Annotated in this window: 37 protein-coding genes; all 37 read left to right on the top strand. The window is 66.1% G+C overall.

Annotated elements, in window-relative coordinates; all coding sequences use genetic code 11:
- The first annotated feature begins 98 nt into the window (after window positions 1–98).
- The 37 genes from IH80_RS0121975 (at window position 99) to IH80_RS0121790 (ending at window position 25,597) form a co-directional block, all read left to right on the top strand.
- A complete protein-coding gene (locus IH80_RS0121975) occupies window positions 99–452 on the top strand; it encodes a hypothetical protein (RefSeq protein ID WP_030962685.1) in 354 nt (117 codons plus the stop codon).
- 74 nt (window positions 453–526) lie between these two features.
- Window positions 527–850: a hypothetical protein gene (locus tag IH80_RS0121970; protein WP_234432337.1), complete on the top strand. Its 324-nt coding sequence runs from the start codon at window positions 527–529 to the stop codon at window positions 848–850.
- A complete protein-coding gene (locus IH80_RS0121965; RefSeq protein WP_030962682.1) occupies window positions 850–5,385 on the top strand; it encodes a peptidoglycan DD-metalloendopeptidase family protein in 4,536 nt (1,511 codons plus the stop codon). Before IH80_RS0121970 ends, IH80_RS0121965 begins: the two co-directional genes overlap by 1 nt.
- Before the next feature lie 463 nt (window positions 5,386–5,848).
- Window positions 5,849–7,744, top strand: a complete 1,896-nt coding sequence (locus tag IH80_RS0121960) for a hypothetical protein (RefSeq protein ID WP_158943572.1) — start codon at window positions 5,849–5,851, stop codon at window positions 7,742–7,744.
- Entirely contained in the window at window positions 7,744–8,850 is a 1,107-nt protein-coding gene (locus IH80_RS0121955) for a DUF5047 domain-containing protein (protein WP_030962680.1), read from the top strand. Before IH80_RS0121960 ends, IH80_RS0121955 begins: the two co-directional genes overlap by 1 nt.
- Window positions 8,847–9,107, top strand: a complete 261-nt coding sequence (locus IH80_RS0121950; RefSeq protein ID WP_234432336.1) for a hypothetical protein — start codon at window positions 8,847–8,849, stop codon at window positions 9,105–9,107. The genes IH80_RS0121955 and IH80_RS0121950 overlap by 4 nt, the downstream gene beginning before the upstream one ends.
- 82 nt (window positions 9,108–9,189) lie before the next feature.
- Window positions 9,190–9,786: a hypothetical protein gene (locus IH80_RS44870; protein WP_030962677.1), complete on the top strand. Its 597-nt coding sequence runs from the start codon at window positions 9,190–9,192 to the stop codon at window positions 9,784–9,786.
- Window positions 9,787–9,854: 68 nt separating this feature from the next.
- Window positions 9,855–10,748, top strand: a complete 894-nt coding sequence (locus tag IH80_RS0121940; RefSeq protein WP_030962675.1) for a peptidoglycan-binding protein LysM — start codon at window positions 9,855–9,857, stop codon at window positions 10,746–10,748.
- A complete protein-coding gene (locus IH80_RS0121935; protein WP_030962674.1) occupies window positions 10,748–11,050 on the top strand; it encodes a hypothetical protein in 303 nt (100 codons plus the stop codon). Before IH80_RS0121940 ends, IH80_RS0121935 begins: the two co-directional genes overlap by 1 nt.
- 2 nt (window positions 11,051–11,052) lie before the next feature.
- The gene (locus tag IH80_RS40980; protein ID WP_030962673.1) at window positions 11,053–12,933 is read left to right on the top strand and encodes an SGNH/GDSL hydrolase family protein; all 1,881 of its coding nucleotides are present in this window, start codon (window positions 11,053–11,055) and stop codon (window positions 12,931–12,933) included.
- A gap of 82 nt (window positions 12,934–13,015) precedes the next feature.
- Window positions 13,016–13,618, top strand: coding sequence for a hypothetical protein (locus tag IH80_RS0121925; RefSeq protein WP_063757325.1), 603 nt, complete (start codon window positions 13,016–13,018; stop codon window positions 13,616–13,618).
- A 9-nt stretch (window positions 13,619–13,627) separates the two neighbouring features.
- Window positions 13,628–13,909, top strand: a complete 282-nt coding sequence (locus tag IH80_RS0121920; RefSeq protein WP_030962670.1) for a hypothetical protein — start codon at window positions 13,628–13,630, stop codon at window positions 13,907–13,909.
- Window positions 13,910–14,994: 1,085 nt separating this feature from the next.
- On the top strand, window positions 14,995–15,591 hold the full coding sequence (locus tag IH80_RS0121910) for a hypothetical protein (RefSeq protein WP_030962667.1): 597 nt from the start codon (window positions 14,995–14,997) through the stop codon (window positions 15,589–15,591).
- Between the two features lie 237 nt (window positions 15,592–15,828).
- Window positions 15,829–16,632 carry a hypothetical protein gene (locus IH80_RS0121905; protein WP_030962666.1) on the top strand — a complete coding sequence of 268 codons (804 nt, stop codon included), beginning with the start codon at window positions 15,829–15,831 and terminating at the stop codon, window positions 16,630–16,632.
- Window positions 16,629–17,417, top strand: a complete 789-nt coding sequence (locus IH80_RS0121900) for a hypothetical protein (protein WP_030962664.1) — start codon at window positions 16,629–16,631, stop codon at window positions 17,415–17,417. The genes IH80_RS0121905 and IH80_RS0121900 overlap by 4 nt, the downstream gene beginning before the upstream one ends.
- Complete coding sequence (locus IH80_RS39590) at window positions 17,414–17,749, top strand: hypothetical protein (RefSeq protein WP_037880733.1); 336 nt, start codon at window positions 17,414–17,416, stop codon at window positions 17,747–17,749. The genes IH80_RS0121900 and IH80_RS39590 overlap by 4 nt, the downstream gene beginning before the upstream one ends.
- Window positions 17,746–17,943 (top strand): hypothetical protein, encoded by a 198-nt coding sequence (locus IH80_RS0121890; RefSeq protein ID WP_030962663.1) that lies wholly within the window; start codon window positions 17,746–17,748, stop codon window positions 17,941–17,943. Before IH80_RS39590 ends, IH80_RS0121890 begins: the two co-directional genes overlap by 4 nt.
- 70 nt (window positions 17,944–18,013) lie before the next feature.
- Window positions 18,014–18,595, top strand: coding sequence for an RNA ligase family protein (locus IH80_RS0121885; protein WP_030962662.1), 582 nt, complete (start codon window positions 18,014–18,016; stop codon window positions 18,593–18,595).
- Complete coding sequence (locus tag IH80_RS0121880; RefSeq protein ID WP_158943570.1) at window positions 18,592–18,819, top strand: hypothetical protein; 228 nt, start codon at window positions 18,592–18,594, stop codon at window positions 18,817–18,819. The genes IH80_RS0121885 and IH80_RS0121880 overlap by 4 nt, the downstream gene beginning before the upstream one ends.
- 87 nt (window positions 18,820–18,906) lie before the next feature.
- Entirely contained in the window at window positions 18,907–19,122 is a 216-nt protein-coding gene (locus tag IH80_RS44865; RefSeq protein WP_158943568.1) for a hypothetical protein, read from the top strand.
- Window positions 19,119–19,301: a hypothetical protein gene (locus IH80_RS0121875; RefSeq protein ID WP_051809737.1), complete on the top strand. Its 183-nt coding sequence runs from the start codon at window positions 19,119–19,121 to the stop codon at window positions 19,299–19,301. Before IH80_RS44865 ends, IH80_RS0121875 begins: the two co-directional genes overlap by 4 nt.
- Before the next feature lie 88 nt (window positions 19,302–19,389).
- Window positions 19,390–19,575 carry a hypothetical protein gene (locus IH80_RS0121870; protein ID WP_234432335.1) on the top strand — a complete coding sequence of 62 codons (186 nt, stop codon included), beginning with the start codon at window positions 19,390–19,392 and terminating at the stop codon, window positions 19,573–19,575.
- The gene (locus IH80_RS44860) at window positions 19,569–19,709 is read left to right on the top strand and encodes a hypothetical protein (protein WP_158943566.1); all 141 of its coding nucleotides are present in this window, start codon (window positions 19,569–19,571) and stop codon (window positions 19,707–19,709) included. Before IH80_RS0121870 ends, IH80_RS44860 begins: the two co-directional genes overlap by 7 nt.
- The gene (locus tag IH80_RS0121860; RefSeq protein WP_030962657.1) at window positions 19,706–19,921 is read left to right on the top strand and encodes a hypothetical protein; all 216 of its coding nucleotides are present in this window, start codon (window positions 19,706–19,708) and stop codon (window positions 19,919–19,921) included. Before IH80_RS44860 ends, IH80_RS0121860 begins: the two co-directional genes overlap by 4 nt.
- Before the next feature lie 65 nt (window positions 19,922–19,986).
- Window positions 19,987–20,196 (top strand): hypothetical protein, encoded by a 210-nt coding sequence (locus IH80_RS0121855; protein WP_030962656.1) that lies wholly within the window; start codon window positions 19,987–19,989, stop codon window positions 20,194–20,196.
- On the top strand, window positions 20,193–20,372 hold the full coding sequence (locus tag IH80_RS0121850) for a hypothetical protein (RefSeq protein ID WP_030962654.1): 180 nt from the start codon (window positions 20,193–20,195) through the stop codon (window positions 20,370–20,372). Before IH80_RS0121855 ends, IH80_RS0121850 begins: the two co-directional genes overlap by 4 nt.
- Window positions 20,372–20,530, top strand: a complete 159-nt coding sequence (locus tag IH80_RS45395) for a hypothetical protein (protein ID WP_199819292.1) — start codon at window positions 20,372–20,374, stop codon at window positions 20,528–20,530. Before IH80_RS0121850 ends, IH80_RS45395 begins: the two co-directional genes overlap by 1 nt.
- A gap of 2 nt (window positions 20,531–20,532) precedes the next feature.
- Window positions 20,533–20,835 (top strand): hypothetical protein, encoded by a 303-nt coding sequence (locus IH80_RS0121840; RefSeq protein WP_158943564.1) that lies wholly within the window; start codon window positions 20,533–20,535, stop codon window positions 20,833–20,835.
- Window positions 20,832–21,053 (top strand): hypothetical protein, encoded by a 222-nt coding sequence (locus tag IH80_RS0121835; RefSeq protein WP_030962651.1) that lies wholly within the window; start codon window positions 20,832–20,834, stop codon window positions 21,051–21,053. Before IH80_RS0121840 ends, IH80_RS0121835 begins: the two co-directional genes overlap by 4 nt.
- A complete protein-coding gene (locus IH80_RS0121830) occupies window positions 21,046–21,489 on the top strand; it encodes a hypothetical protein (RefSeq protein ID WP_158943562.1) in 444 nt (147 codons plus the stop codon). The genes IH80_RS0121835 and IH80_RS0121830 overlap by 8 nt, the downstream gene beginning before the upstream one ends.
- A gap of 7 nt (window positions 21,490–21,496) precedes the next feature.
- Window positions 21,497–21,847, top strand: a complete 351-nt coding sequence (locus tag IH80_RS0121825; protein ID WP_030962648.1) for a hypothetical protein — start codon at window positions 21,497–21,499, stop codon at window positions 21,845–21,847.
- Window positions 21,838–22,422 carry a hypothetical protein gene (locus IH80_RS39585; RefSeq protein ID WP_037880731.1) on the top strand — a complete coding sequence of 195 codons (585 nt, stop codon included), beginning with the start codon at window positions 21,838–21,840 and terminating at the stop codon, window positions 22,420–22,422. The genes IH80_RS0121825 and IH80_RS39585 overlap by 10 nt, the downstream gene beginning before the upstream one ends.
- A 326-nt stretch (window positions 22,423–22,748) precedes the next feature.
- Complete coding sequence (locus tag IH80_RS0121810; protein ID WP_030962647.1) at window positions 22,749–23,462, top strand: hypothetical protein; 714 nt, start codon at window positions 22,749–22,751, stop codon at window positions 23,460–23,462.
- An 88-nt stretch (window positions 23,463–23,550) separates the two neighbouring features.
- Window positions 23,551–24,054, top strand: a complete 504-nt coding sequence (locus IH80_RS0121805) for a DNA cytosine methyltransferase (RefSeq protein WP_030962646.1) — start codon at window positions 23,551–23,553, stop codon at window positions 24,052–24,054.
- Between the two features lie 61 nt (window positions 24,055–24,115).
- Window positions 24,116–24,610: a hypothetical protein gene (locus tag IH80_RS0121800; protein WP_030962644.1), complete on the top strand. Its 495-nt coding sequence runs from the start codon at window positions 24,116–24,118 to the stop codon at window positions 24,608–24,610.
- A complete protein-coding gene (locus IH80_RS0121795; RefSeq protein WP_030962642.1) occupies window positions 24,603–24,875 on the top strand; it encodes a hypothetical protein in 273 nt (90 codons plus the stop codon). The genes IH80_RS0121800 and IH80_RS0121795 overlap by 8 nt, the downstream gene beginning before the upstream one ends.
- Window positions 24,872–25,597, top strand: coding sequence for a phiSA1p31-related protein (locus IH80_RS0121790; protein WP_030962641.1), 726 nt, complete (start codon window positions 24,872–24,874; stop codon window positions 25,595–25,597). The genes IH80_RS0121795 and IH80_RS0121790 overlap by 4 nt, the downstream gene beginning before the upstream one ends.
- Window positions 25,598–25,604: the final 7 nt, after the last annotated feature.

The following is a 25,604-nucleotide window of genomic DNA, read 5'->3' as shown; positions in this document are numbered from 1 at the left end:
CCAGCGGGGCCCGTATCTGCGCGGGTCCGGGCCCCGCTTCATCTACAAGCAAACCTACAAGACCCGCGCAAACATACAACGACTTAGGAGACCCGCGCATGTCTGCTACCACCCCCGCTCAGGCTCAGGAGAACGAGGCGACGGAGGAGTACGGCTCGGCTGAGCTGTGCGGCACGGCACTTCGCATCAAGCCGGTTACCCAGTGGCGGCCGTCCTACCTTCGTGCACTTCGCGAAGGGGACTACGACGGCTGGGCTGCCGGCCCGCTGGACGAAGACGGCAACCGAAAGGGTGGCGCCCTGCACCCGGACGACGTGGATGAGTTTATCAAGATCGACGCCACGTTTGACGAGATCAACAAGTTCACTGCCGACGCCATGGCGTCGGTTGGAGAGACCCCGGGAAAGTCTGGAGCACGCTCCGCGTCCTCGAAGACCACGCGGAGGCGCTAGAGGCAGATCTCGCATTCCGCGGGATCGATCTGCTTGACGTATACCGGGGACGCCTTTCGCTGAGGCGTCTCCGGGTGCTCATTGAGCACTTGCCGCCGGAATCGGCAACGAAGACTGAGATTCGCAACTCCGTTGATCCGAGCGAACTCACAGCATCCGGCGACTACCGTCCCGACTTGGGTCAGTGGAGTGCCGTTGAGATGCTCCTGGCCGCACTGCGCGACGAAATCGTTCTGTCGCGCCACGTAGCGATTGCCGCTGCCGGCGGAACGGCGCCGGAATTTGAGCCGATGTCCCGGCCAGGCATTCCGCCTAAGTCAGCTGTGCGCCGCACGTTGACGGACGAGCAGCGCCGCGCCATTGATCCGCGGCTGAGAGACCAGCCGATGGAGGCGTGATGCCTGATCTCGATATCGTAGGCCGCGTAGCCGTCGACGTCGTGCCGATTGTTCCCGGATTCCACGAGAAGCTGAAAGCGATCGTTCTCCCCATCGCCGACCGTGTGGGTCGGGAGGCGGGAGAGCGGATGGGCAACGCGATAGCCAACAACATCGTGATTGCCATTCCGCAGGCCATCACAGCTGGTGGAAACGCGGCCTCCGCGGCTGCAACCCGCCAGGGTAACGACGTGGGAGGCGCGTTCGCCCGAAGCCTCCGCGCCAAGCTGACGGCCGCTTTCCGTGCTATGCCGAAGCTGGACATCCGGCTTGGGGACACCGGAGTAGACGCCGAACTGGCCCGGCTCCGGGCCCGGATGGAGGTGCTGAGCAACAAGCGGATCGGCATCGACATTGACGCTGCGGACGCCGAACGGCAGATCATCGCCATTGACGCGGAGCTGCGCCGACTGGGTGCGAACCACCCGAACATTGCGGTCCGCGCAGACACCGCCACCGCCCGAGCGGCTCTGGCGGAGATCCGCGCGGAGATTGCGGCGGTGGACGCCTCAGACATCGATCTTGACGTTAACGTCAGTACCCGCGAGGCCCGAACGGCGCTCCTGGCGCTCGCGATTCAGGCTGCGGCGCTCATCGCGATCCCCATCGGCCCCGTCATGGCGGCCGGGCTCGGGTCCATCGTCACCATGGCGACGGCAGCAGGAAGCGCGCTGGGCGCCCTGACGCTGGCATCGGTGCCCGCGATCAAGGGCGTTGCGACGGCCATACAGGCGCAGACGCAGGCTCGCGACGACGCCACCCGAGCGACGGCCGCGGGAGCCAACGCTGAGATTCAGGCGCAGCAGCGGGCGCTTCAGATGGCCGGTGCACAGCAGGCGCTGACGTCGGCCCGTCGCTCCGCAGCCTCGTCTATCGCTGCGGCGTCGGATCAGGTGGCGCGTGCGGAACGCAGTCTCGCGGATGCCCAAAAGGCTGAGCTGACGGCGCAGCAGGAACTCACGCAGGCGCGCCGCACGGCAGAGCAGCAGCTTCGATCGCTCGACGCGCAGTTGGCCGGCTCGGCGCTGGATCAGCGCTCCGCAGCGCTCCGTGTCAAGGAGACGAAGGCCGAACTCGACGAGACGCTCAGCAACACGAAGGCCACCGACGTTCAGCGCGAACGGGCACAACTCGCCTACGACGAGGCGGTTCAGGGGCTGAGTGATCAGACGGCCCGGCATAAGGAGCTCGCGTCAACGGCCGCTGAGCAGCGCAAGGCCGGGGTGGAGGGCTCGGAGGTCGTCCGACGGGCGCAGCAGCGAGTGACGGACGCGCAGCGTGCAACCGTTGATCAGGCTGCGGCGTTGGTTCGTGCACAGAAGGCGGTATCAGACGCGCACGTCAAGGCCGCGGAGGCCATCACGACGGCAGAGCGCGGCATTGCCGCTGCTCGTTTGTCGGCCTCGAAGGTAAGTGACGCCGCGACGTCGAAGACGGAGGCCTACGAGGCTGCACTGGCCAAGCTGACGCCATCACAGCGGGAACTCTTCGACTCGATCGCAGGCCCCCAGGGCCTGAAGGCAGCGTTCACGGAATGGCAGAAGTCGCTGCACCCGGAGACTATGCCGATATTCACCCGCGGGGTCAATAGCGCGAAAGCGTCTCTCCCCGGACTGACGCCGCTCGTCTTGGCCGCTGCTCGCGGCGTGACAACCCTGATGGACAAGGCGTCCGCGGCTTGGAAGACGCCGTTCTGGGTGGAGTTCAAGAAGGGCATTGCCGATCAGGCGGAGCCGGCCATCGTGGGCTTTGGCGTCGCCGTTGGGAATGTACTGGAAGGCATAGCCGGGATTATCGACGCCTTCCTTCCGCACATGGACGGCATCGCGACCCGGTCGGACTCCATAACCGAGCGGTTCGCGAAGTGGGGGACGAGCCTTAAGGGCTCGCCGGAATTCGAGCGATTCTTGGCATACGTCAAGGACACGTCTCCAGGACTGGCCGAATTCCTCGGCGACGTACTGACTGCCATGCTCGACGTGGGGAAGGCGCTGGCGCCGCTCTCGCAGACCATGTTCGAAGTTCTTTCGCCGATCTTTAAGGCCGTCAGCTGGCTCTCGACGAATGCACCGGGGTTTATCCAGGTTCTCTGGGGGATGTACTTCGTCCAAAAGGCGATAACCATCGGCATGGCGGCCTTCGTAGCCGCAATGGGTCTCTATCAGATTGCCGTCGCCGGCGCGACGCTGGTTACGGCAGGGTGGGCGGCGGCAATTAACGCCACCGGCATTGTGCCGCTGATCAGGGCAATCGTCCTCGTCGTCGGCCTGCTCGTGATCGGCATCATCTGGGCGTACAAGAACGTCGGATGGTTCCGCACGGCCGTTGACACGGCTTGGGCGGGAATCAAGACGGCCACGGTGTGGCTCTGGGAAGTCGTCCTGAAGCCGGTTTTCGAGACCCTCTGGTGGGCGATCAAGGGCATCGGAACCGTTGCGATGTGGCTCTGGGAGAACGGCATAAAGCCTGCCTTTCAGAACATCTGGGAATATGGGCGGATTCTCTACACGATTCTTGTCGTAGCCGTCCTGACGCCGATCTATCTGTGGTTCAAGCTCCTCGGCAATATCGCTATGTGGGTCTGGGACAACTTCCTGAAGCAGTTCTTCCAGGAGGTCGGAGCGAAATCGCTCTGGCTTTGGGAGAACGCCATCAAGCCGCATTTCAGTAACTTCATGACTCTCCTGAGGGCGCTGGGCGACGCGGCTTCGTGGGTCTGGGAAAACATCCTCCGCCCTGTCTTTGAGTGGATCGGGGAGAAGGCGGCGTGGCTCTACCGTTCAGGCGTCAAGCCGCACATCGACCGGCTTAAAGATCTGCTAGGTGAACTGGGCGACCGATTCACGTCGACGAAGGACAACATCGGACGCGCTTGGGATCAGATCAAGGAAATCTGCAAGGGCCCGGTCGAGTTTGTCGCGGACGTGGTTTACAACCGCGGAATTCTGCCCGTTTGGAACGCCGTAGCCAAGATCACCGGCGTGAACCCGCTGGAGAAGTTCAAGGGGTTCCACACGGGCGGCATCATGTCGGGCTACTCGCCCGGCCGTGACGACCGCCTGATTGCCGTTGGTGGCGGTGAGGCGATCATGCGTCCCGAGTGGACGCGCGCCATCGGCGCCGACCGAATCAACTCGTGGAACGCTGCTGCCCGTTCTGGCGGAGTCAGCGGAGTCCAGCGCGCCATCGCGTCCGGCATGCCGGCCTACGCGACGGGTGGCATCGTCGACTGGGTGTCCAACAAGGCCGGAAAGGTCGGTTCGCTCCTGAAGGGCGGATGGGACGCACTGACAAACCCGTCTGAGCTCTTCGACGAGCTGACCGGCGGAGTGCGCAACAAGCTGACGGCACTGGCGGCAAACCCGTTTGCGCAGGCCGTCGGCAAGATGCCGATGAAGATGATCGAGAGCCTGAAGAACAAGGCTCTTGAGTGGTTCAACTTCAGCGGCGCTGGCGGCGGGACGTGGTCGGCTCCCGTTGACGCTCGTGCGGGCACTCCGTTCGGCCAGGCCGGCGGCATGTGGTCGTCAGGTCGTCACACCGGCCTCGACTTCCCCGCAGCTATCGGCACCATCGTCCGCGCTGTCGCAGGCGGCAAGGTCAGCATGGCGACGGGCGGAGGCCCGTACGGCAATCACGTCATGATCAACCACGGTGGCGGCGTGCAGTCCCTGTACGCGCACCTGAACGAGATCCTGACGAAGGTTGGCGACACCGTCAGCGCCGGTCAAACGATCGGGCGCGTCGGTGCGACGGGCAACGTCACCGGCCCGCACCTCCACCTCGAAGCGCGGGTGAACGGCCAGGCCGTGGACCCGATGACCTACCTCGGGGGTGGCGGAGGAGGTAACGGCGGCTCCGGCGTCGCTCGTTGGCGCCCCGCGGTCCTCCGTGCGCTGAGCATGGTGGGACAGCCGGAGAGCATGGCGAACACCACGCTTCGGCGCATGATGCAGGAATCCGGCGGTGACCCGCGGGCGGTGAACCTCTGGGACATCAACGCCCGGAACGGCACGCCGTCGGTCGGCCTCATGCAGCTCATCCGCGGCACGTGGGAGGCCTACTCCGGCCCCATGCGCGGGGTTGGTCCCTACCTCCACGGCGTCAGCGTCGATCCAATCGCGAACATCTACGCGTCGATGCGGTACGCACTCAGCCGCTATGGGTCCCTGCCACGCGCGTACGACCGCCCCGGCGGCTACGCGAGCGGCGGGTTCCCCGGTATCGGCGAGTTGGCGTGGGTTGGCGAGCAGGGCCCGGAGCTCGTCCGCTTCCTCTCCCCGACGCAGGTCTACAGCAACCGCGAATCGGTGGCGATGGCCCGGCAGGCGTCGAGCCTGAAGGGGCTGGGGACGACGTCCGGCGGCGCCGCTCCTGTCAACCTCGTCGCTCACGTCTACGTGGGTGACCGGGAGATCACGGACATTGTCGACGTCCGCATTGAACACCGCGAATCCGTCGCGGTAGACCAACTCACCGCAGGGAGGCGGCTGTGACAGCAGACGAGTCGGCACCGGGGGACCCGGTGACCGAACCGGTGCCGGACCGACCGGTCTACACGGCGCCCCTGACGGAGCCACCTCCGAACATCGGCGCTACCCAGCGGCGGGGCGAACAGGGCGGTGACGGATGACCGTCCCAACCAACCTGTTGTCGGACGTCGTCAGCGGCGTCGAATCGGGGACGTCGGGGTGGACAGCGGGGAGCAACACCACGCTGTCCCACTCGACTAGGTTCTTCCTCGGAGCACGCTCCCTAGGCATGGCGGCTACGGCCGACGGCTCCGTATCGGCCACCACGGCATCACGAGTGCCAGTGGTGGCCGGTACGGAGTACCAGGCGTACGCGTTCTTTACGCATCAGCTGAACCAGGCTGCGGGACGCGTCGCGACGGTCCGAATCTCCTGGTACGCCGCCGCTATAGGTGGCTCCGCACTGTCGACGTCAACGAGTGCCGGAGTGACGCTGACGAACGATCTGTCGTGGGTGACTCCGCCCCCGCAGATCACGGCAGTCGCTCCGGTCGGCGCCGCCTACGCGTCAGTGACGATCACGGTAACCGGCCTCACTGCCGGCACGGTGGTTGCCGCGGACGTAATGACGCTCGGAGCTCCCACTGCGTGGCCGGGGACGCTGATGCCGTACACAGCGGCAAGCTGTGAAACGGGTATTGGCGACTGGGCTGCGTACCAAAACGCAACGTTGGACCGCGTCTCGTCGGACTCCTGGGAAGGTTTCTACAGCCTCCGCATCACAGCGACGGCGTCCGGGGCCACCCGCGTGCAGCCGACAGCGACGGTGCCAGTAACGCCGGGGCAAGAGTACGTAGCGCTGGCAATGGTCAAGCCTGGCGCCTCGACGAGTTTCATTGTTGAGCTGCGCTGGTACGACGCGGGCGGCGTGTTTATCTCGGCAACGCCGGTCACATGGGCTCTCACTGCCGGTACGTGGACGCGAGTGACCGCCATCGACGTCGCTCCACCCGGCGCCGTTGGCGCGCGCATCGGCCTCCGACCTACCGCATCCGCGGGTGGTCAGACGTGGCTGTGCGACCAAATGGGACTCATGCCGGCCCCGCTGCTGCCAGGCACGCTGCTGAGGTACAACGCGCAGTCCATGGAGGTGGACGCCAGCGCGTGGGCTGCTGTCACCGGGTGCACGGTAGAACGGTCGACGATTCTCGCGGTGCAGGGTGGCGCGTCACTGCGGATCAATCCCACTGGCGTGGGGCCGGAAGCCAGCGTGCAGCTGACCAACCCGGTGCCAGTGACGCCGGGGCAGGCGTACAGGTGCGGTTTTTGGCTGTACCACAACACGTCCAGCCAAGACGTCAACGTCGACGTGATCTTCACTTGGTACAACGCACTGGGGACAACGCTCGCTGAGGGTACGTTCCGATGGGTCATGGGCACCGCCGCCGGCTGGTACACGCCCGTCGGCTCCGACGTAGCCCCGGCAGGGGCAGCGTCTCTCCGCGTCACAGTGCGCGTGCTGGATCCCGGGATCCTCGACTTCTACTACCTGGACGAAATCAGCCTAGGTGCTGGCGGTCTGGGCATCGTGGCGGAGGTCATCACCGGCGCCTACGGTGCAGCGATCAGCATGCAGGGTCTGACGGTCGGAGGCCACACCCACTACGGCGTATGGCGCATGCGCGACGACGGGGCCCTGACGGCTGTGCGCGGCGAGAGCGGCGACATGGAGGCGGTCCCAATCACGGGGGACCTGGCGGTAGCCGCGGACTACGAGGCGCCCCTAGGTGTTCCGGTTCGCTACCTGCTGAGGGCATTCACAGGGACCGACTACCTGCGCTCTACGTCGCGCCCGATCACCCTTCCCGAGCCGTCACCGACGGACATAGTCGTCAAGGATCCGACGCAGCCCATTCGACAGGCCACGCTCACCGTTGCGACCCTTCCGGACTGGACCCGCCAGGCCCGACAGGGCGTGCATCAGATCAGCGGCCGTGCGCGGCCCATCGTGATCACTGACGTGCGCATGAGCCGCACGGGCACGCTGTCCGTCGTCACCGCGACTCGGGACGAAATTCAGCGGCTCTGGTGGCTCGTGGAGCAGGGGTCCACGCTGCTGATCCAGTGGCCATCAACGTGGGGCGAAGACGACACCTATGTTCAGGTTGGCGACGTCAGTGAGGCACACGTCGTCCAGTGGGCCGACTACGCGGATCGCACATGGACGCTCGCGCTGACCGAAGTTGACCGCCCCGTGGGCGGACTCACAGGGTCTGCCGCGCGCACGTGGGCGGACGTGAGCGCCGGCAATCTTGACTGGCTCCACGTGCTGATGCGCTACGCCTCGTGGCTCGACGTCTACACCGACGAGGAGCGGCCCTGATGCAGCCGATCAGCAACACGTTCCGTCAGGCGCTCACCTCGTCCCACCGTATGGCGGTACAGGTCGACGCCTACTACGACGGGGAGCTGACGTACGCGGGGCTCCCCGTCAACGATGGCGCAGTAACTCTGGACCGCGGATCGAAGACGCGGCGCTCTCTGTCGCTGACCGTCGGAGACCTGTCGCTCCTACCCTGGGATGCGACAGATCCTCTGGCGGTGTACGGCCAAGAGCTCGTCGTCAAGCGCGGAATTGCGTACGCCGGTAGTACCGAATGGGTGCGGCTCGGAACCTTCCGCATCGACGAGCCCGCCGGAAACGTCAGAAGCGGCCCGATATCCCTGACCGGGAAGTCCGCAGAGGTAGCGATACAGGACGACCGCTTCATGCAGCCCACTTCGTCCGCTGGCTATTTCACGTGCATGGACGTGATCACGTTCCTGATTCAGGAAACGATCCCCGGAGCCGTTGTCATCAACGCGACAGGAGATCTGCGGGACCCTCTCTGTCCGGTAGCAACGTGGAATGTGCAAGCGGACCGATGGGACGCAGTCACCAGCGTTGCGCGAGCGATGAACGCTGAAATTGCATGCGATGCGTTCAACCATTTCGTGGTCACCGACACCCCCAACCCGCTTACTAACCCCGTTGTCTGGGACATCGCGGATGGGGAGGGCGGAACGCTGATGTCAGCGGCGCGCGCGATGTCCAGAACGGCCGTTTACAACGCCGTTGTGGTGTCCGGTGAGAACGCCGCATCGAACTCCTCGCCCGTAAGCGCCGTTGCCTACGACGATGACCCGGCGAGCCCCACGCGTTGGGGCGGTCCTTTCGGACGCGTCCCCCGCTATTACTCGTCGGCGCTCCTGACGACGGAGGCGGAGTGCCTCGCTGCTGCGGAGTCGATGCTCTTTGACGCCACGGCACCGAATATCCAGGTATCGGTAACCGCCGCACCTAACCCCGCGCTAGAACCCGGTGACTGCATTCGCATGCGGTATGCGGGGCGCCGGCAACTCTTCATTGCGCAGGCCCTGACGATCCCCCTGACGGCCACTGGAAGTTCGTCGCTGACCCTCCGCGGCGGGAAGGACGAACCAGCATGACGAGGCTCGCAGACGCGATCCAGAGGGCCGCAGAGACGGCCGTAGAGCAGAACGCCGCGGGTTGGATGCTGGCGGTCGTCACTGCTGTCCATCTGGACGGCACGGCCGACGTCGACACGGGACGTGGGCCGGTCCTCGCGGTCCGGTACCTCCGCGGCTGGAATCCGGCCGCCGGAGATCACGTCATGGTGGCCACCAATGCAGCCGGCAACTGGCTCATTGTCGGCGCGCTGGCGACGGAGCCGGATCCCGCATAGCGCATCCCTACCTGTCGGGGCCCGTAGCTGAAGGGGCGTCCCGAATCTCAGCCATGCCCCGACTCATACCGACGGAGAATCCATGCCCGGCGTCGACGACCTCGATCAGAACATTCAATTTCCACTGCTGAGTGACCCGCCCAACATTGAGTCAGCAATGTCCAACCTCGTTGACGGCGTCGTTCCACGACTCAACTTGCGTTTTGCCGACGCCAACGCCCGCGCTGCGACGATCACTTCCCCCGTGGCGGGGATGGAGTGCTTCCTGATCGCCGAAAAGCGAAAGGAAATTTACGACGGAACAGCGTGGGTGACCATCACGCCCGGCGGTTGGGTGCCGTTGTCCCTGGATTCCGGATACGCGCCGTACTCCACATCTAATCCCGCCTATCGAATCGTCAACAACTCCGTTGAACTTCGCGGAAAAATTCAGCGTTCCGGATTCGTCTCAATGGTCCACGCAACGGCGTTTCGACTGGCAAGCCTCCCCAACGCCATCCGGCCCGCAAGCGAGCGAACTTTCATCGTGGCGACGGAGTGGGCGGCGGATCTGTTCGGGTGGCTAACCGTGCAGCCGAACGGAAATCTGACGGCTGTGCTGCCGCCAACAGGGACCGCCCCAGTTGCAGCCGTGGCCCGCTGGATCGCCCTCGACGGAGTGAGCTACCCACTCAGCTGACCCACCGCCCAACAACTGTCAGGCCCCGCACCGACGGGGCCTTTTTCATGCCCTGGAGAGGAACCCACATGGGTGAGATATGGATTGCTGAAGCTGAGCGACTCGGAGACGGCTCGATCGGCGGGGCGATGGACACCCCATCCGCGCCGGCCCGCGTCGTCTGGCACACCACGGAGAGCGGGGCGGGGGACGCGGCCTTCAAGAGCGTCGGCGCCTACCTGATCTCAGTTGCCTCCGAGCCGCACATCCTTTACGACCCGACGACCGACCGGCTCGCCCAGTACGGGCCACTGAACCAGTCCGCGCGGGCGCTGCGGAACTACGGGAGCCTGAGGACGAACCGCACTGGTGCGGCGTGTATTCAGATCGAGGTGCTCGCCCGAGCGGCCAAGCCCTTTACGGAGTACTGGCGGCCGGGCCCCAACTTCCGGGCGCTGATGCGCGCAATCCGCTCGTGGGGCGTCCCGGACGACTGGCCGGCGGGGGAGCTGGCGAAGAGCTACAGCGACGCGTCAAACCGATCGGCCTCCGTGTGGTCGTCTCGGGGTGGCCACTACGGCCACTCGAACGTTCCTGGGAACGATCACTGGGACCCGGGGAACATCGACCGCGCGGCGCTCCTGGCGGCCGGCGGCTCGACGTCCACCCCGACGCCGCCAGCTCCCTCGACGCCCAGCGTCTCTCTCGCGGCCGTCATCCGCGCAGCCCAGCGCGACCCGGGCCTTCCGCAGGGCGGGACGACGAGCGCCGCGGATGTCCGGCCCGTGGAGGCCGCGCTCCAGCGCGAAGGTCTGCTGTCGGCGTCGTACGCGAAGGACGGATCGTTCGGCTCCCTCACGCGAACCGCTTACGCAGGCTGGCAGCGTCGACTCGGCTATTCCGGGGCGGACGCTGACGGCATCCCTGGAAAGACGTCCCTGACCAAGCTCGGGGCGAAGCACGGATTCACGGTGCGCGCCTGATGGGACCTGAAGTTCTGATCGCGCTCATCTCGGCTGCGGCAGTTGTCGTCGCGGCCGGGCTGGGCGCGGCCCCCGCCCTCGTCGCTCTTCTGCGGCGTACCCGCGTCGCCGTAGCAGAGGACGGTGCGGAAACGCGGCAGTCGCTGGAGGCGCTCGGCGCTGCACTGCACGCGCGCATCGACGACGTCCGCGACGACATCGACGACATCCGCGAAGACGTCTCCCGCATCCGCGAGTGGCAGGCCGGCCATGACGCGGAACACCTCCTGATCGGCCAGCACCCACCCCGAGCGGAGGACTGACCATGCCGTTTCCCCCTGGCGTAGCTACGGTCACGCTGACCGGCCGCTACTGCCACCCCGACGGGACGCCGATCTCCGGCACCGTCACGTTCTCCGCCCCGTCGCTCCTGACGATCTCTGGCGCCGACACGATCGCCACGGGCTCCGTGACGGTGACGCTCGTCGACGGCGCGTTCAGCGTGGTCCTGATCGCCACGGACAACGCATCGGCGCAGCCCACTGACTGGCTGTACAACGTGATTGAACGTCTCCAGGACGTCTCCTCGCGTTCCTACGCCATCGCTCTGCCGCAGGGGACGCCTAACGTCAATCTGGCGGACATCGCGCCGGCGAACCCCGCGAGCGGTAACTACGTCCCCGTCATCGGCCCACCGGGCACGCCAGGGAAGACGATCCTCAGTGGGACGGGCGCCCCCAGCGTCGGTACCGGCATCGCGGGTGACTTCTACATCGATACGGCCACGTGGACGATTTACGGGCCAAAGACGGGCACCTGGCCCTCCGGCGTCGCACTGGCCGGTAGCGGGCTTATCAGCTCCGTGAACGGCCTGACGGGCGCCGTCGTCCTCGACGCGGATGACGTCGACGCTGACCCTGTCGGCACCGCTGCTGCAGCCGTAGCAGCGGAGGTGACGAGGGCGGACGCGGCATACGCACCGGCCACGGTGACGGCACGGGTAACCACGGCGGAGGCGACTCTCGCCGCGCAGCAGCGGAAGAGCATCCGACGCGGAGGCATCCCGGATCCGTCGCTGATCGACCCGCTCTACTCCGGCAGCGCCCCGACGATCACGACAGCACAGACGACGACGAGCAGCATTGCGACGCCGATCAAGCACGCTCCGCCCCTGGTGACTTTGAGCGGTAGCGACGTCCGCGGTGACTTCCTCTTCCTCGGAGCGTCCGATTTCGCTATCGGCGCCTCTGCGCCCGACACGTCCTATGCCCTACCGACGAGCAAGATCCCGCACACGTACGCGTCAGGTCAGAGCTCGTGGGCCCTGGAGTTCGTCACGGACGCCCCTGAGTTCGAAATGCGGTTCAAGTACATCAGCTCCGCGAGCATGTACCGCCTCACCATCGACGGACGCCCGGTCACCCTGGCCCCTCAGAGCGTCGGAGGAACAACGGCCGGTAGCGGCCACATGCTGAAGGTCGTCTTCGGCTCCTCGACGTACCGGCGGATCAGGCTCGATCTTTACTCGGTCCCGTTCGGCGGGATCTACATCGGCTCTGATTACCGCCTCTACCGTCCGGTGACGACCCGCGGGCGGCTGATGGTGCTGGGGGACTCGATCACCGACGGCAGTACGCAGAACTCCGGCGGAGGTACAGGCACCTGGCTCTACCGGGCGGCGCGAATGCTGGGCGTAACGGACGTCTGGGATCAGGCGCGCGGAGGCACGGGCTACGTCACTGCCGGCAGCTACGCAGTCTTTGGTGACCGCCTGGCGGCCGACGTCACGGCCTACTCGCCTGACGTCCTGATCATCAAGGGCGGGTACAACGACAACGGGGGATCTCAGCCGGCCATCGCGACGGCCGCCGCATCCCTGTACTCCGCGGCAAAGACCGCGCTCCCGTCGACGCAGATCATCGTGGTCGGGCCCATCGCTCCGACAGCGTCGCCCGGTGCCGGCATCACCAACACGGACACCACCCTTCGGACTGCGGCGCAGACCGCGGGCCTCCCCTTCGTCTCCCTCGTGACGGGCGAGACGAGGAACGAGGCCGGTACGGTGATCAGCTCCCAGACGCCGTTCATCACCTCCGCCAACGCCGCGACGTACATCGGCGCCGACACGGTGCACCCGACGGACGCGGGACACGAGGCACTCGCGCGGTGGATGACGCGTGCCCTGACGCCGCTGCTGCCGCTCTAAAGAATCTTGGGGGCCGGTACTGGATCGGCCCGGGATTCCCCCATAACCCCTGCAACACCAACAGCAGGGGAGAGGGACGCTCATGAACATCGGCCTTATCGGACGAGCACGCGTCGGCAAGGACACCGTCGGACGGATCCTCCGTGAGGCCGCCGGATACGAGCGCGTCGCCTTCGCGGACCCGCTGAAGGAAGCGGCGCTGCGGCTGGACCCGGTCGTCTACTCGTTCACCGTCGACGGCTACGGGACGGAGAACACGAGGCTGTCCGAAGTTGTCGAGTGGGGCGGCTGGGAGCAGGCAAAGGAAGAACCCGAGGTCCGCCGCATCCTTCAGGAGCTCGGCGCCGCCATGCGCACCGTTGACCCCGAGGTCTGGCTCCGCGCCGGTCTGGCCCGAGCGGAGGAAGTCAACCGCGCAACGGGGCGACCCGTCGTGATCACCGACGTCCGCTACCCCAACGAGGCCGAGTCCCTCCGCCGTGCCGGCTTCCACCTGATCTACATCGACCGGCCGGGCGTGCTGCAGCTGGACCACGAGTCCGAAGGTGCGCTGACGGCCACGGACGCGCACTACGTGATCAACAACTCAGGCTCCCTAAGTGAGCTGAAGGTGCGGACGCACGCGGTGTGGACAGCCCTCCACACCGACGAGTCGCGCCGTCAGTACGCACGATCCCTCTCCTGAAAGGACCACATGAAGCCCTTCCATACCCTGGTCAAGGACGTCGTCAACCGCGTCAAGTCGGCCGTCAACGATGCCGTGCTCCGCGGCCTCGTTGCGGCGCAGCTCTTCGCAGCGCAGGAACCTGTACGACTGCGCGCGGCACTCGCGTCAGCCATCCTCGCGGCCGGCGCCTGGCTTGGCCTCGACGTCAGCGGCTACGTGGAACAGGTAGCCGTAATCGGAGCCGTCGTCCTCCCGATCATCATCGGCGAGTCGACGCGCAAGCGGGTCAGCCCAACGACTGACCAGTAGCACCCGAAGCCCCCGTCTTCCCCCTGTGGGAGGGCGGGGGCTTTTTGCGTTTCCGGCATGACCATGGCCGCTCCAGACGCCTGACGGAGGAGGCGGAGGAACCTGTGATTTAGGGCACACAGTTGTTTCATGTCGCCTGGCAGAGGGCACAACGGGGCACACTTCCTCCAGCCTCGTCCGTAAGTCGACTCACGGAGGGATCGTGGTGGAGATTTCCGGGCGTACCCTAGCGATCATGCCGACCTCACCCGGCGCTTTGGTAGACGCTCTAACGACCGCGTGGACCCGCATCAGAGCGGACCTACCTGATCTACCAGAAGCGCAAATTGCCGTAGTGACCACAGCGCCACCCGCTGACCACGGGCCGGACAGGTGGAGCCTTACCCCGGGGGACGTGCTTCAGGGCTTGGCCGTCAGCCTCGACGTCCTGTGTGCCGGCCCTGAGGACATTGTGACGTCCCTCCTCCACGATGCTGCGCACGTACTGTGCTGGCGGAGAGGGATCAAGGACACCGCCACCCGCGGTTATTACCACAATGACGCTTACCTGAAAGCCGCCATAGAGGTAGGCCTCGAATGGCCGGAGGAGCGGGAGCGCGACCGGGTCAAGGGGTACCCAGACCCGCGGATGACGTCAGCCACCCGGGCCGCGCACGTCCCGGACATGGAGGCTCTCGCGCGCATCCTGCCCGACGTCCTGCCGCACCTGGAGGCACCTAAGTCGGCGTCGAAACGCGCAGGTCGGCCGTCGTTCCGGTGCGGATGCACCCCGGCGCGTCGAATCTGGGCGGCGCAGTCGGTGGCCGATCTTGGTCCTATCATCTGCGGTATCTGCGGGAAGTCTTTTACGTAACGTCCACAAGGGGCGCTCTAGACAGGGCGCCCTAAGTTGACGCTACGCTGTGCCTACACCCACCGTGAGGAGCTAACGCATGTCCCCGACCTCTGACCCCGTCCACGTTGGACGAGGACCGGTCGCACGTGTCTCGTCAGCGTCTCCCGAACTGTCTCTTGCCAGCATCCAAGACGAGAGCACTGACCAGCTCGTAGCCCGTGGAGCGGCATACGTCCGCGAGTACAACCGCGTGAAGGACGTAGAAAAGACGCTCCTGCGGTCAATCGCGGTCGTCCTCGTAGCCCTGCGAAGCCGGTGCATCGGTACCGACGGGCGTACAGACTGGGTGGGCAGAAGCGCCGACTACCGCGGGAAGGCGCAGGAGCTCTACCGGCAGGCCAACATCCCCGAGGACAGTCAGGACACGATTCAGGGGGCCGTCCGCTACCACATCGGCAACATCCTGCGCGACGAGCTGTCGGCGGAGGAGTTGGAGGACTACGGCCTGAAAACTCTCAGCCCCGTAGCCCGTGGCCGCGAACGACGTGCGTCCCGTGCGGCTATCGTCACGGTCGCCCGCGCCGAACTCGCAGCGGCAGACGTCGGGAAGAAGTCGAAGAAGGCGGCGCCGGCCGTGGAGCCCGCCGCCCCTTCCTCCAGTGGCTCCCTCGTCGCGGACCACCTGCGCCTGAGCAAGGGCGCCGCGACGATCATCAGTCAGCTGTCGACTGACATCATCGACGGCATGACCGACGGACAGCGCGCCAAACTGGACGAGGAGTTGGAGGCCGCTCAGAAGGCAATCGCCAGGCTCCGGCGGCACAGTCGCCGCAGGTCAGCGGCCTAACGCGCCCCATCGTCGCGCATGCGCTTCCTCCTCCGTGGGGCCGAAGTAGCAAACCTGACCCCTACTTTCAGTTTCTCTCTAACGCGCTATAGAGAAAGTGGAAGTGGGGGTCAGTTTTGGTACTTCGGCCCCTGGTTTGTCTTGGGGGAGGCGGCCGAAAGAATCTTGAACCTGGGTACTGGATCCGGCCTCGTTTCCCCCATAACCCCTCTGTAAGCAACAGCAGACGGAGGGCAGATGGCCGGAGTAAGCACGATCAAGCGGGGCGGGTCCCGCTTCTACATCGACCCGGATGACGCACACATTAAGGTGCCCGGCGTGACGTCCGTGGGCGGCATGCTGCCAAAGGACTACTTGACGTTCTGGGCGGCGAAGGAAGCCGCGGAGGCGGCCGTCAATAACTGGGACATCGTCAGCGAGCTCTGCAAGCGTGACCCGAAGGGCGCCGTCGACTACCTGAAGAACGCGCACCGCCGGAAGACGACGGCAGCGTCCGACCTAGGATCTGCGGCACACGACCTTTTCGAGCGCCTGGCGCGCGGCGAGACGGTCAACCCGCGGCACGTGCACGCCGACGTCAAGCCGCACGTGCGTTGGTTCAGCGAGTTCCTCCAGGAAGTTCAGCCGGAGTTCCTCCACCTGGAGGAGACGGTCTGGAGCGACACGCACAGCTACGCCGGCAGCTTCGACGCCATCGCGGTCATTGACGGAGAGACGGTGATCGTCGACTGGAAGACGTCGAAGAGCGTTTACGACTCTGTGGCGCTCCAGCTGTCGGCCTACCGCTACGCCGACCGCATCATTCTGGCGGCGAACGGCGAGTCCGTCGACGTGCCTGAGCTCGTCGGTGGAGCGGCCCTCCATGTTCGGCCGGAGGGCTGGGCACTGCACCCCGTCGAGTGCGGCCCGGAGGTGTTCGAGACGTTCCTGCACCTGCGCGGGGTCTTCGACTGGGAGCGGGAAGGGAAGAAGCGCGTCATCGGCAAGCCGATCGCCAGCGGCGGGGAGTTCCAGACCGGTACCCAGCGGAGGGTGGCATGACGATTTCCGGGTTGAGGGCCGCTTACCGTGCGGCGCGCGTAAGCCTGGCCGGCCGGAGCGTGCTGAGCGTCGGTGAGGTTGTGGGGATGATTGGGGGACTAGAGCACGCGGCGCTTGGGGAGGTGTACGCGGAGAACTCCCGCGGAGGCGAAGCCCGGAGCGTCGTCGACGCCGTCGCTCGTACTCTCGACGTCGACATTGACGCCGGCCCCGGGCACCGCTGGGACGCCGACCACATGCGCCGCGTGACGGACGCTGTCACGGCAATGGTGCGGGACCGCGACTACCTTGCGGGAACATGCAGCAGCCTGCGTGATCTGCTGCGCAAGGAGAAGGAGCGGGCCGACGCCGCCATTGCCCGTGAGGAAGCGGCAGACGAAGCCGCGGAGCAGTTCGAGGCAGAGCGCGACGAGGCCCGCGAGCAGCGCGACGCTTGGAAGACGGCGCTGGAGCAGATGGAGGCCAAGCGCGTTCTTCCCCTTCAGCGCGAACTGCGTGAGGAGCGGGAGAAGAACGCTGAGCTCATCGCGGAGAACCGCACCGCGCGAGCGGCTGCACGGCGGGTGGTGTTCCACACAACGGCCGCCGATGAACGGCGCGTCGCTCCGGGGGTTGTGTGGCGGACGCTGACCACAGAGGAGCACACCCATACAGACGAGGAACTTCAGCGCTTGGCGGAGAGCGTGGCCATGCGGGCGCTGCTGGACTCCCTCGTCTCCGATCTGAAGAACACCATCGTGAGCCAGGCCCGCGAGATTGCGCGGCTGAAGGGAGAGAGCGAGTGAGCCGCATGGACGAGCTGCTGTCGAAGGTCAAGGAGGAGTACACCTGTCACGGCAGCTACCCCGGGTCCGACGACCTGCCGAAGGAGGTAGCGGAGTTCCTGGAGCTGCTCCGGGCTGAGGTTCTGTCGCTGAAGGCAGCTATGCAGCTTGTTGGGCAGCGCAGCGGGGTCGATCCCGTCATGTCCCGCGCCGACGCTCTGAAGCTCGCCCGAGAGCACGTCGAGTCGATGTCCACCAACGCCCGCGGCTATCAGGACGGCGTCAGCCTGGCCAACAAGGTGTCGGCCGTCGACACCTTCGCACGGTTCCTGCTGGGGGAGGAGAGCGAATGAACGAGGACCGGTTCGAGAAGCTCGTCACCGGCGTTGCGCTCCTGCCCGTGGAAGCGTTCGGTCTCATGATCCTGATGGGGGCGCTGCACAGCTTCCTGCCCGTGGCGGCGATCGGCTACTGGACCGCCTTCGGCATCGTCTTCGGCATCGACGCTCTCGCGGCGACGATCACGAAGCTCCGCCAGGCCAAGTAACGCGAGTCATTCACACAGCGGGGCGTCCGACGTGGACGTCTCGCTCTCACGCATGCGCAGAGGAGAGAGCATGACCGACTTTGAGTTCACCCCCTGGCCCAAGACAGCCCGGCTCTTCCGAGACATCGTCATCACGGAGAAGATCGACGGCACCAACGCAGCAATCCACATTGCGGAGGACGGCCGGGTTGCCGCCCAGTCCCGGAACCGGCTGATCACGCCGGACAGCGACAACTACGGGTTCGCGAAGTGGGTGCACACCAACGCTGACAGCCTGCACCAGATTCTCGGCACCGGCCTCCACTACGGCGAGTGGTGGGGGCACGGTATTCAGCGGGGTTACGGCATGACCGAGCGCCGGTTCAGCCTGTTCAACACCTCACGATGGGTGGGGCAAGAGACGATGCACGGCGACATCGACCCCGTCATTCAGCTCCGTGACGGCTCCCTCAGTGCAGTGCCCGTGATGTATCACGGCACGTTTAGCGAGGCTCGGGTACACCACGCTCTGATGAGCCTGAAGCTGCACGGCTCCCACGCGGCCCCCGGCTTCATGAACCCCGAAGGGATCTGCATTTTCCACACGCAGACCCGCAGCGTCTTCAAGGTCACCCTTGACCACAACGACGCTGGCAAGTGGGAGGCGGCGTGACCACGCGACAGCGCCTCGTCGTTGCCCACGTTGCCGCCTTCGTCGTCCTGGCGCTGCTCCTTGGATTCACCGTCGCCGCATGCGACGACCAGCCGGCCTCGTCGACGGGCGTGGAGCTCGACATCGACCGTCCAAAGGCCCGGAAGACCGCGAAGCCCGCGGCACCGAAGCCCGCAGCCCCCAAGCCGCCGGCCGCCAAGGCCCCGTCGACGAGGAAGCGATGAGACCGAACGATCAGCGCAGCCCCGATTACTGCTGGACGCACGGCTGCATGCGCGGCGCGTGCCCGACACCGCACTGAGGAGAAGAGCATGAGTCCGGAGGAGTACGCGGCTGCGCTGGAGAGCGAGCGCGTCGAGCGGTGTGCACGGATCAGCTACGAGGTACGGGCGGATGGTCCGGGGCGGTGGTTCCTGGCTCGTCGGAACTCCGCTCGCCAGTCGTGGGGACTCACGACGTACGCGACACGTGAAGCCGCGGACGCCGTTGCGGCTGTGCTGAACGGGATGAAGGGACACGAGGCATGACCCTCGAAGAGCACGCCCGCGCCATTGAAGCAGCGATTCAGGCTGCCGCGGACGATGGATACGAACTGGACAACGGAAGCGGGTCACCGATCTACCGAATGGATCTGAACGAGGTCTGCGACGGCGACACCACGGAGTCCTACGTGGAGCTGAGCCTCCCTGTCACGACGGCCTTTTAGCGCGAGCCACTCACGCGCTCCCTCAGCCCCCGGTTGCTTCGGCGCCGGGGGCTTTCGGCGTGTACCCACAAAGCAGAGGAGAGCGCTCGTGATCAACGGAGGCAGCACCATCCACACCGCTGACGGTTCGACCGTCACCATCCGGCCGCATGGGAACCACGCCTACGACCTGGAGACCCGAAACGCCAGGGGCGAGACCATCTCAACTGTCGTCATGTCCGCCGCGGACCTTCGAGCCCTCGTCGACGAGGCGGAGGTGAACCTCCCGTGGTAACTGCGGAGGAACTGCTCGTCCGCCGACTGGCGCATCTGCTCTTGAAGTCGCGCGGCGGGACGTACCAGCACAACGAGAAGGACGCGAAGGCCATGGTCGCGCGGGTCAAGGAAGAGTGGAGGCAGTACCGGTGAGCACACAGATGAAGCTGACGGAGTTCCTCCAGGATTACGCGCGCCTCGACGCCGTAGACGCATCGCTCTTCGCGGAACGGTTCCTGACACAGCACGCGCACGAACTTGCGGAGCAGATCCGCACGACGGACCTCCCTGAGATTCACGTCGACATGTTCGACAACGGCGCTCAGTGGGCCGCCAACCTGATCGACCCGGAGGTGACTGCATGAGGCGCGCACGTTGCCACGAGGCTCACGGCCCCCGGAACGGCGGCCCTGACTGGCTTCTTTGCCAGGTGGCTGCCGGCACGGTGTCGCCGGAGGAAGCCACCCGCAAGTACGCGGCGATGACGAAGGCCGTCGTCGTGGAGGCGCGACGTCGTCACGCGCACGAGTTGGCGGAGCATATCCGCGCCATGGACGCCGGGGTGATCCGCATGGCGGGCCGGCGCGTGACGGACGTGGACCTGATCGCAGACCTGATCGACCCGGAGGTGACCACATGACCCGCACCGACCCTGCCCTCTCCCCGGCCGCGCAGGACGACGAGGAAAAGCTCAGCCGGATGGACCTCCTGTCCAGCGCGTACGGCTTCATCTCGTCGCGCGAGTGGCCGGACGGCTACGGCGTGCACGACGTGATCAGTGTCGCGCGGTTCCTGGAGACGGAGGACGAGGACTGATGGCCAAGATTACCGAAACTGCGTCGTACACCGTGGAACTGACCGGGCGCGAGCTGGCGCTCGTTCAGCGCGCGCTGAATCTCGTGCGGACGTACGGGGACCCGGAGGAGTGGGACGAGGCGGCAGAGCTGCGGGCCGCACTGGAGGTACGACAGTGAGCATGGCTGAGCTCGTCGCAGCTGGCGCGCCGGAGCTGCCTGACGGTTGGTTCTACCGAATCAAAGACACTCACCTCGTCGGGCTGCGCGTCGACATCCGGCGCCGACGGCGCGTCGGCTCCACGGCTGTCCGGGGCGCGTACTCGTACGTCTTTCACAGCCAGCACGACGACGCGCAGTCGGCCGTTGTGGCGGCGTGCACGAGGGCGCACGAGAAGTGGCAGGCGGAGGCAGACGACATCGCCCGCTTTCGGGCCGTGACGGCGTACATCGGAGACCACGACCCGAGGGGCGGCGCACGATGACAACCCCTGACACCCCGTTCGATCCGGAAGAGGTACGCCAGCAACTGGCCGTCGGCATGCTCGACATGGCGGGCATCCTGATCCCGATCTACGACGCAGCCGACGGGATGCGCCGCGAACTGGAGTCCCGCGGCTGGTCCCCGACGATGGCCGAGCAAGCCGCCGGCGTGTGGCTGTGCGGGACGCTAGGAGCGATTGCAGGTGGCGGCCGTGGCTGACGCCAACCCCCGCCGCTACACCCTGGCCGACGCCGTCCGCGACGACTTTGAGCGACGGCACCCGGGCGGGAAGAACACGCTGCTGTGCGTCGGCTTGTGTCGACGCCGGAGGGACCGTGAGGACTTCCGCGAGACTCCGTGGCACGGTCGCGCGGCGGACTGCCGGACCTGCGAAGGCGGAGGCTGGGAGTATGAGCGTGCCCAACGCACGTACTGGGAGCTGGCGCAGGCCCGGGAGAAGTTGCGCGCCTACCAGCGGTACGCCCGCGCGCTGCGGTTCCGGCTGCTGCTGAAGTCGGGGCCGACGTCGGCGGAGGCACTGACGGTGTACGAGAAACCGTTGTATGACGCCCTAGAGCGCGCAGTGTCACGTCAGGTACACGCGTGGGCGTCGGTCGTCGGAACGGTCCTGAGAGAGGCGGAGAGCGATGTCTAACCGGGCAGTGCACGTGATCAAGCGGACCGTCCTCGACTTCCGGTCGCGGCGGGTGGCCTTCGGGTCCGTGGAGGTCGTTACCCGGGACATCGGCGCGACCATCGGAACCGTGCTGCTGTGCGACGGCGTTCGCATTGCGGCCTATAGGCCGGGCACTCGGTACGGCGACGTTGCGGAGGACGCGGCAGCGAAGCATCTCGCCGGCGCGCTGAAGCGCATTGACGCCGCCGCGTGGCTTCCGGGCGAGCACCTGACAGATCTACTGGCCACGCATCTGCGCGCCATTCTCGACGAGGACAAGTGCGCACCGTGGGACCCGAGCGAAAACGACGAGGAGGAGGACGATCAGTGGGTGTGACCCCGGAGCGCACGCGCGAAGAGCGCATAGAGACGTACTACCACGAGAGCGCGCGGTCCCTGGCGACGGACCTCGTCGACGCGGAGGACAAGGCGGAGCGGGCGCAAGCGGCGGTGCGGCTACTCATGGGCTGTCTTCGTCGCACGGAGAAACGAGAGCGCCGATACCGCCTTGCCTGGCTCTCCGCCCGCCGGCGTGCCGTCGACGAGTTCAACCACGGCGGGGAAGCCCTGGAGCGGAAGGCGCAGGAGATTGCCGACCTGTCCGCGGAGCTGCGTCGGCATCGGGAATTCGTTGTGGAGGTCCAGCGTGTCCGCGGCAAGGCCATGGTGGACCTCGAAACAGCGACGGACCTCATGGAGAGCCACCTCCGACCCGTGTACGAATCGCTGCGTGAGCTGGAGGACGCCCAGCGGGAGCGTCGTCCCTTCGTCCCGCGCATGGAGCGGGAGTACGGCGCGCTCCGTGAGTCGACTTACGGAGCTCCGCAGGAGTGCGTGAGCGTGGAGGGCGGCTCCGTTGTGTGGCGTCTGGAAGACGGCCGGCTGACGGCCTACCTGACGGACGCCACGTGACACCCCGCGCCCGCTGGGCCCTCGTATGGGCAGGGTGGGCCGCCTACTTCACTGCCGCGGAATACGCCGCACTGCGGGGCGGGCATCCGGACGCGCCTCTCTCGTCGCACCTGCGTTACGTGCTGGGCGCCCGTAAGCGGTCCCTCCACACGCGTGCCGGTCAGGCGGCGGCCGTTGCTGGCGTGGTCTGGCTCGCAGACCACCTTTACGGCGCCGAAAAATAGCGCCGCTCGCGGTACTGGATCCGGCCTCGTTTCCCCCATAACTCATGTGTGGGCGGCGGAGAACGCCCGAACGACATAAGACACTCACGCGAGGAGCACACTTTGGCAGACAACATTCGCCGCATCTGGGAGACCGACCCCGACTCGAAGCCGCGCGAGCGTCAGTTCTCTGACGACTTCGTGGGCCGCTTCCGATCCGGCCGTCTCGTCGGTAAGCAGCCGGAGGCGCTGAACCATTGGCGCGTCACGACGGGTGATCCTGTCGTGGCCGCGGAAATCGCCCGCCTGATGGGCGGTGAGTCGGAGGAGTGGGACACCGACAAGGAAGACAACCTCGAAGTTCTCACGGAGAGCGCCTCCGTCGAGATCATCATCGAGTCGTCCGACAAGATCGATGCCTCCATGAAGTTGTTCGGCATGACCGGCCTCGTCCACCACTGCGACGGCGTGGAGTTCCTCTCGCCGGACGAGGACAAGGGCGTTCCCTGCGGGTGCCCGCCGCTCCTTCAGGACCGCAAGGACAAGGCCAAGGCGGGCCGCGGGCCGAAGCCGAGCATCGACATCGTGTTCAAGCTGGCAGCGGCGCCGGAGATCGGCCTCTTCCGTTTCAACTCCGGCTCGTGGGAGCTCGTCAAGGTGCTGCACAACGTGCTCGCTGACGTCGACGCCTACGAGGGCCGGCCGGTCCGCGCGACGCTCTCGATCGAGAACGTCAGCTACACGACCAAGGCGGGCCGCGACGTCTCCTACAACAAGCCGGTCGTGAAGGTGCTCAGCGCCTACGAGGTGGCCGCGCCGCTCGCTGACGCCGCCTGACGGCAAAAGTCTGCGCCCGCTCCTCCCGAATTGCGGTCGGGAGGGGCGGGCGTATCCACGATTCTACGCACACTGAAGAGGAGAGAGGATGCCGATTCTTGAGCTTTGCGCCGGATACGGCGGCCTTGGAATCGCAGTCGAGCAGCTGACCGGCGACAAAGTCACCGTCGTCGCCGAAGTCCACGGGGCCGCATGCCAGGTGATGGCGCACCGGTTCCCCGACGCTCCGAACATCGGTGACATCCGCTACCAGTCGTGGGGCGGGCTGCTCGATGAAGGCATCGACATCATTACGGCCGGGTTCCCGTGCCAGGACATCTCGAACGCAGGCCGACGGCAGGGGATCAAGGGTGAGCGCTCCGGAATCTGGTTCAACGTCGCTGAAGCCGTACGGGTTCTTCGACCGCGATACGTCTTCCTGGAGAACGTTGGGGCACTCCGAAATCGGGGACAAGCAGCAGTGCTCACATCGCTTCACGACATCGGGTATGACGCGCGGTGGACGACTCTACGAGCTTCCGACATCGGGGCTCCGCATCATCGGGACCGCTGGTTCTGCGTTGCCTCATCTGCCGACTCCGACGGTAGCTGACGCCTACCGCGGACCTGACTACGCGAAGCGGGACCGCAAGGGGAGCGGCGGAGACGACCTCGTGACGGCTGTCTGTCGTCTCTTCCCTCGGGAGAAGGCGGAAAAGCTTTTCAAGACGCCGACGGCGAACCTGGCGAACAACGGGTCCGCCCAGCACCCGGACAAGCGGAAAGCAGGCGGACACGGGCCGACGCTGGAGGACGAAGTCTGTTTCCTGCTGAACGTCGATCCTGACGACGAGCTGCCCGACGAGGGGCCGCACTCGCCGGCCGAGTGGTGGGGCGAGTTTGCCCGCGCCGTTTACCGGTGGGAGTGCATCCGCGGGACGGCAGCACCGGTTCCCGTCATGCGCGGGCCGCGAGGCGGCCTGAAGCTCGCCCCGAAGTTCGCCGAATGGCTGATGGGGCTGGAGCCCGGATGGGTTACGGACGTCCCGGGACTCACGCACAAGGAACAGATCGGCCGCATCGGCAACGGCGTGGTTCCACATCAGGCGTACCACGCGTTCAAGTGGCTGCTTACACAAGAGGCACACACGGAGGAGAGCAATGGCTAAGGCCCGACTGACTGACTTCACCGGAGCGGAGATCCGCCCCGGTGTCCTGATCGCCTACCCGACGCGCCAGGGGAACCGGGTGCGGAACAGTGAAGCCGTCGTCAAGGAGCTGAAGAGCGGCAGGCAGAGCGGGCGCATCGTCCCGATGCTGAAGGTCAAGCCGACCGGCCGGGACAGCGGGTTCATCGCCCGCTCGACGCTGGCGGAGCAGATTGTCAGCGCTGAACACGTCGTCGTCATCGGCATCGCGGAGGGACAGCAGTGACGTTCAAGGTTGGCGACAGCGTGCGGCACGAGAGCCGAGGCCGCGCGGAGGTGACGTACGGACCCTACGAGAACACGTTCGGACAGACCTGCGTCGTGGTGAGGCTGGAGAACGGGCGTGAGTCGGGCGTGTCGGTGGGCGCACTGACCGCAGAACCCAAGTTCGCCATCGGGGACGAGGTGAAGTACGAGTACGGCGGGGGCGGAACGCTTGTAGCGGGCCCGTTCAAGTCGGGCCACCACGACGCCGCCATTTGGGTTGTGGAGAAGTCCGATGGGACACACATGGTGCCGACTGAGAACTCACTCAGCAGGGTGGAGGTGAAGGCCCGAGAGATCAAGGTTGGCGACCGGGTGCGGGTAGTCCGGGCCACCTACGCATCCCGGTGTCACGGACGCACCGGGGTGGTGACTGCCGTCGGCCTCGACTGGCGCGCAGAGGATGGTGACGCGCATCAGTTCAGGGTGGAACTCGACGACGGGGATTATCTCTACGCAGCGGAGGTCGCACTCCTCGACGAGGCGCCGGCCAGCACCTTCGAGCACGACGGCGTGACGTACGACCTGGACGCGGAGTACCGCGACAAGGACGGCGACACGTGGCGGTTCGTAGCCATCAAGGGCGTCCCGCGCGGCGGCATGAACGGGCGGCGCGACATCGACGAGTACAGCGACTCCCTGATGTCGGTAGTCGACGACTACGGCCCCCTGACCAAGATCTAACCGCCCC

Source organism: Streptomyces sp. NRRL S-378, assembly GCF_000720645.1.
Classification (GTDB): Bacteria; Actinomycetota; Actinomycetes; order Streptomycetales; family Streptomycetaceae; genus Streptomyces.
Note: the sequence above shows the minus strand (reverse complement) of the source record. Positions and strands in the feature narration are given on the sequence as shown.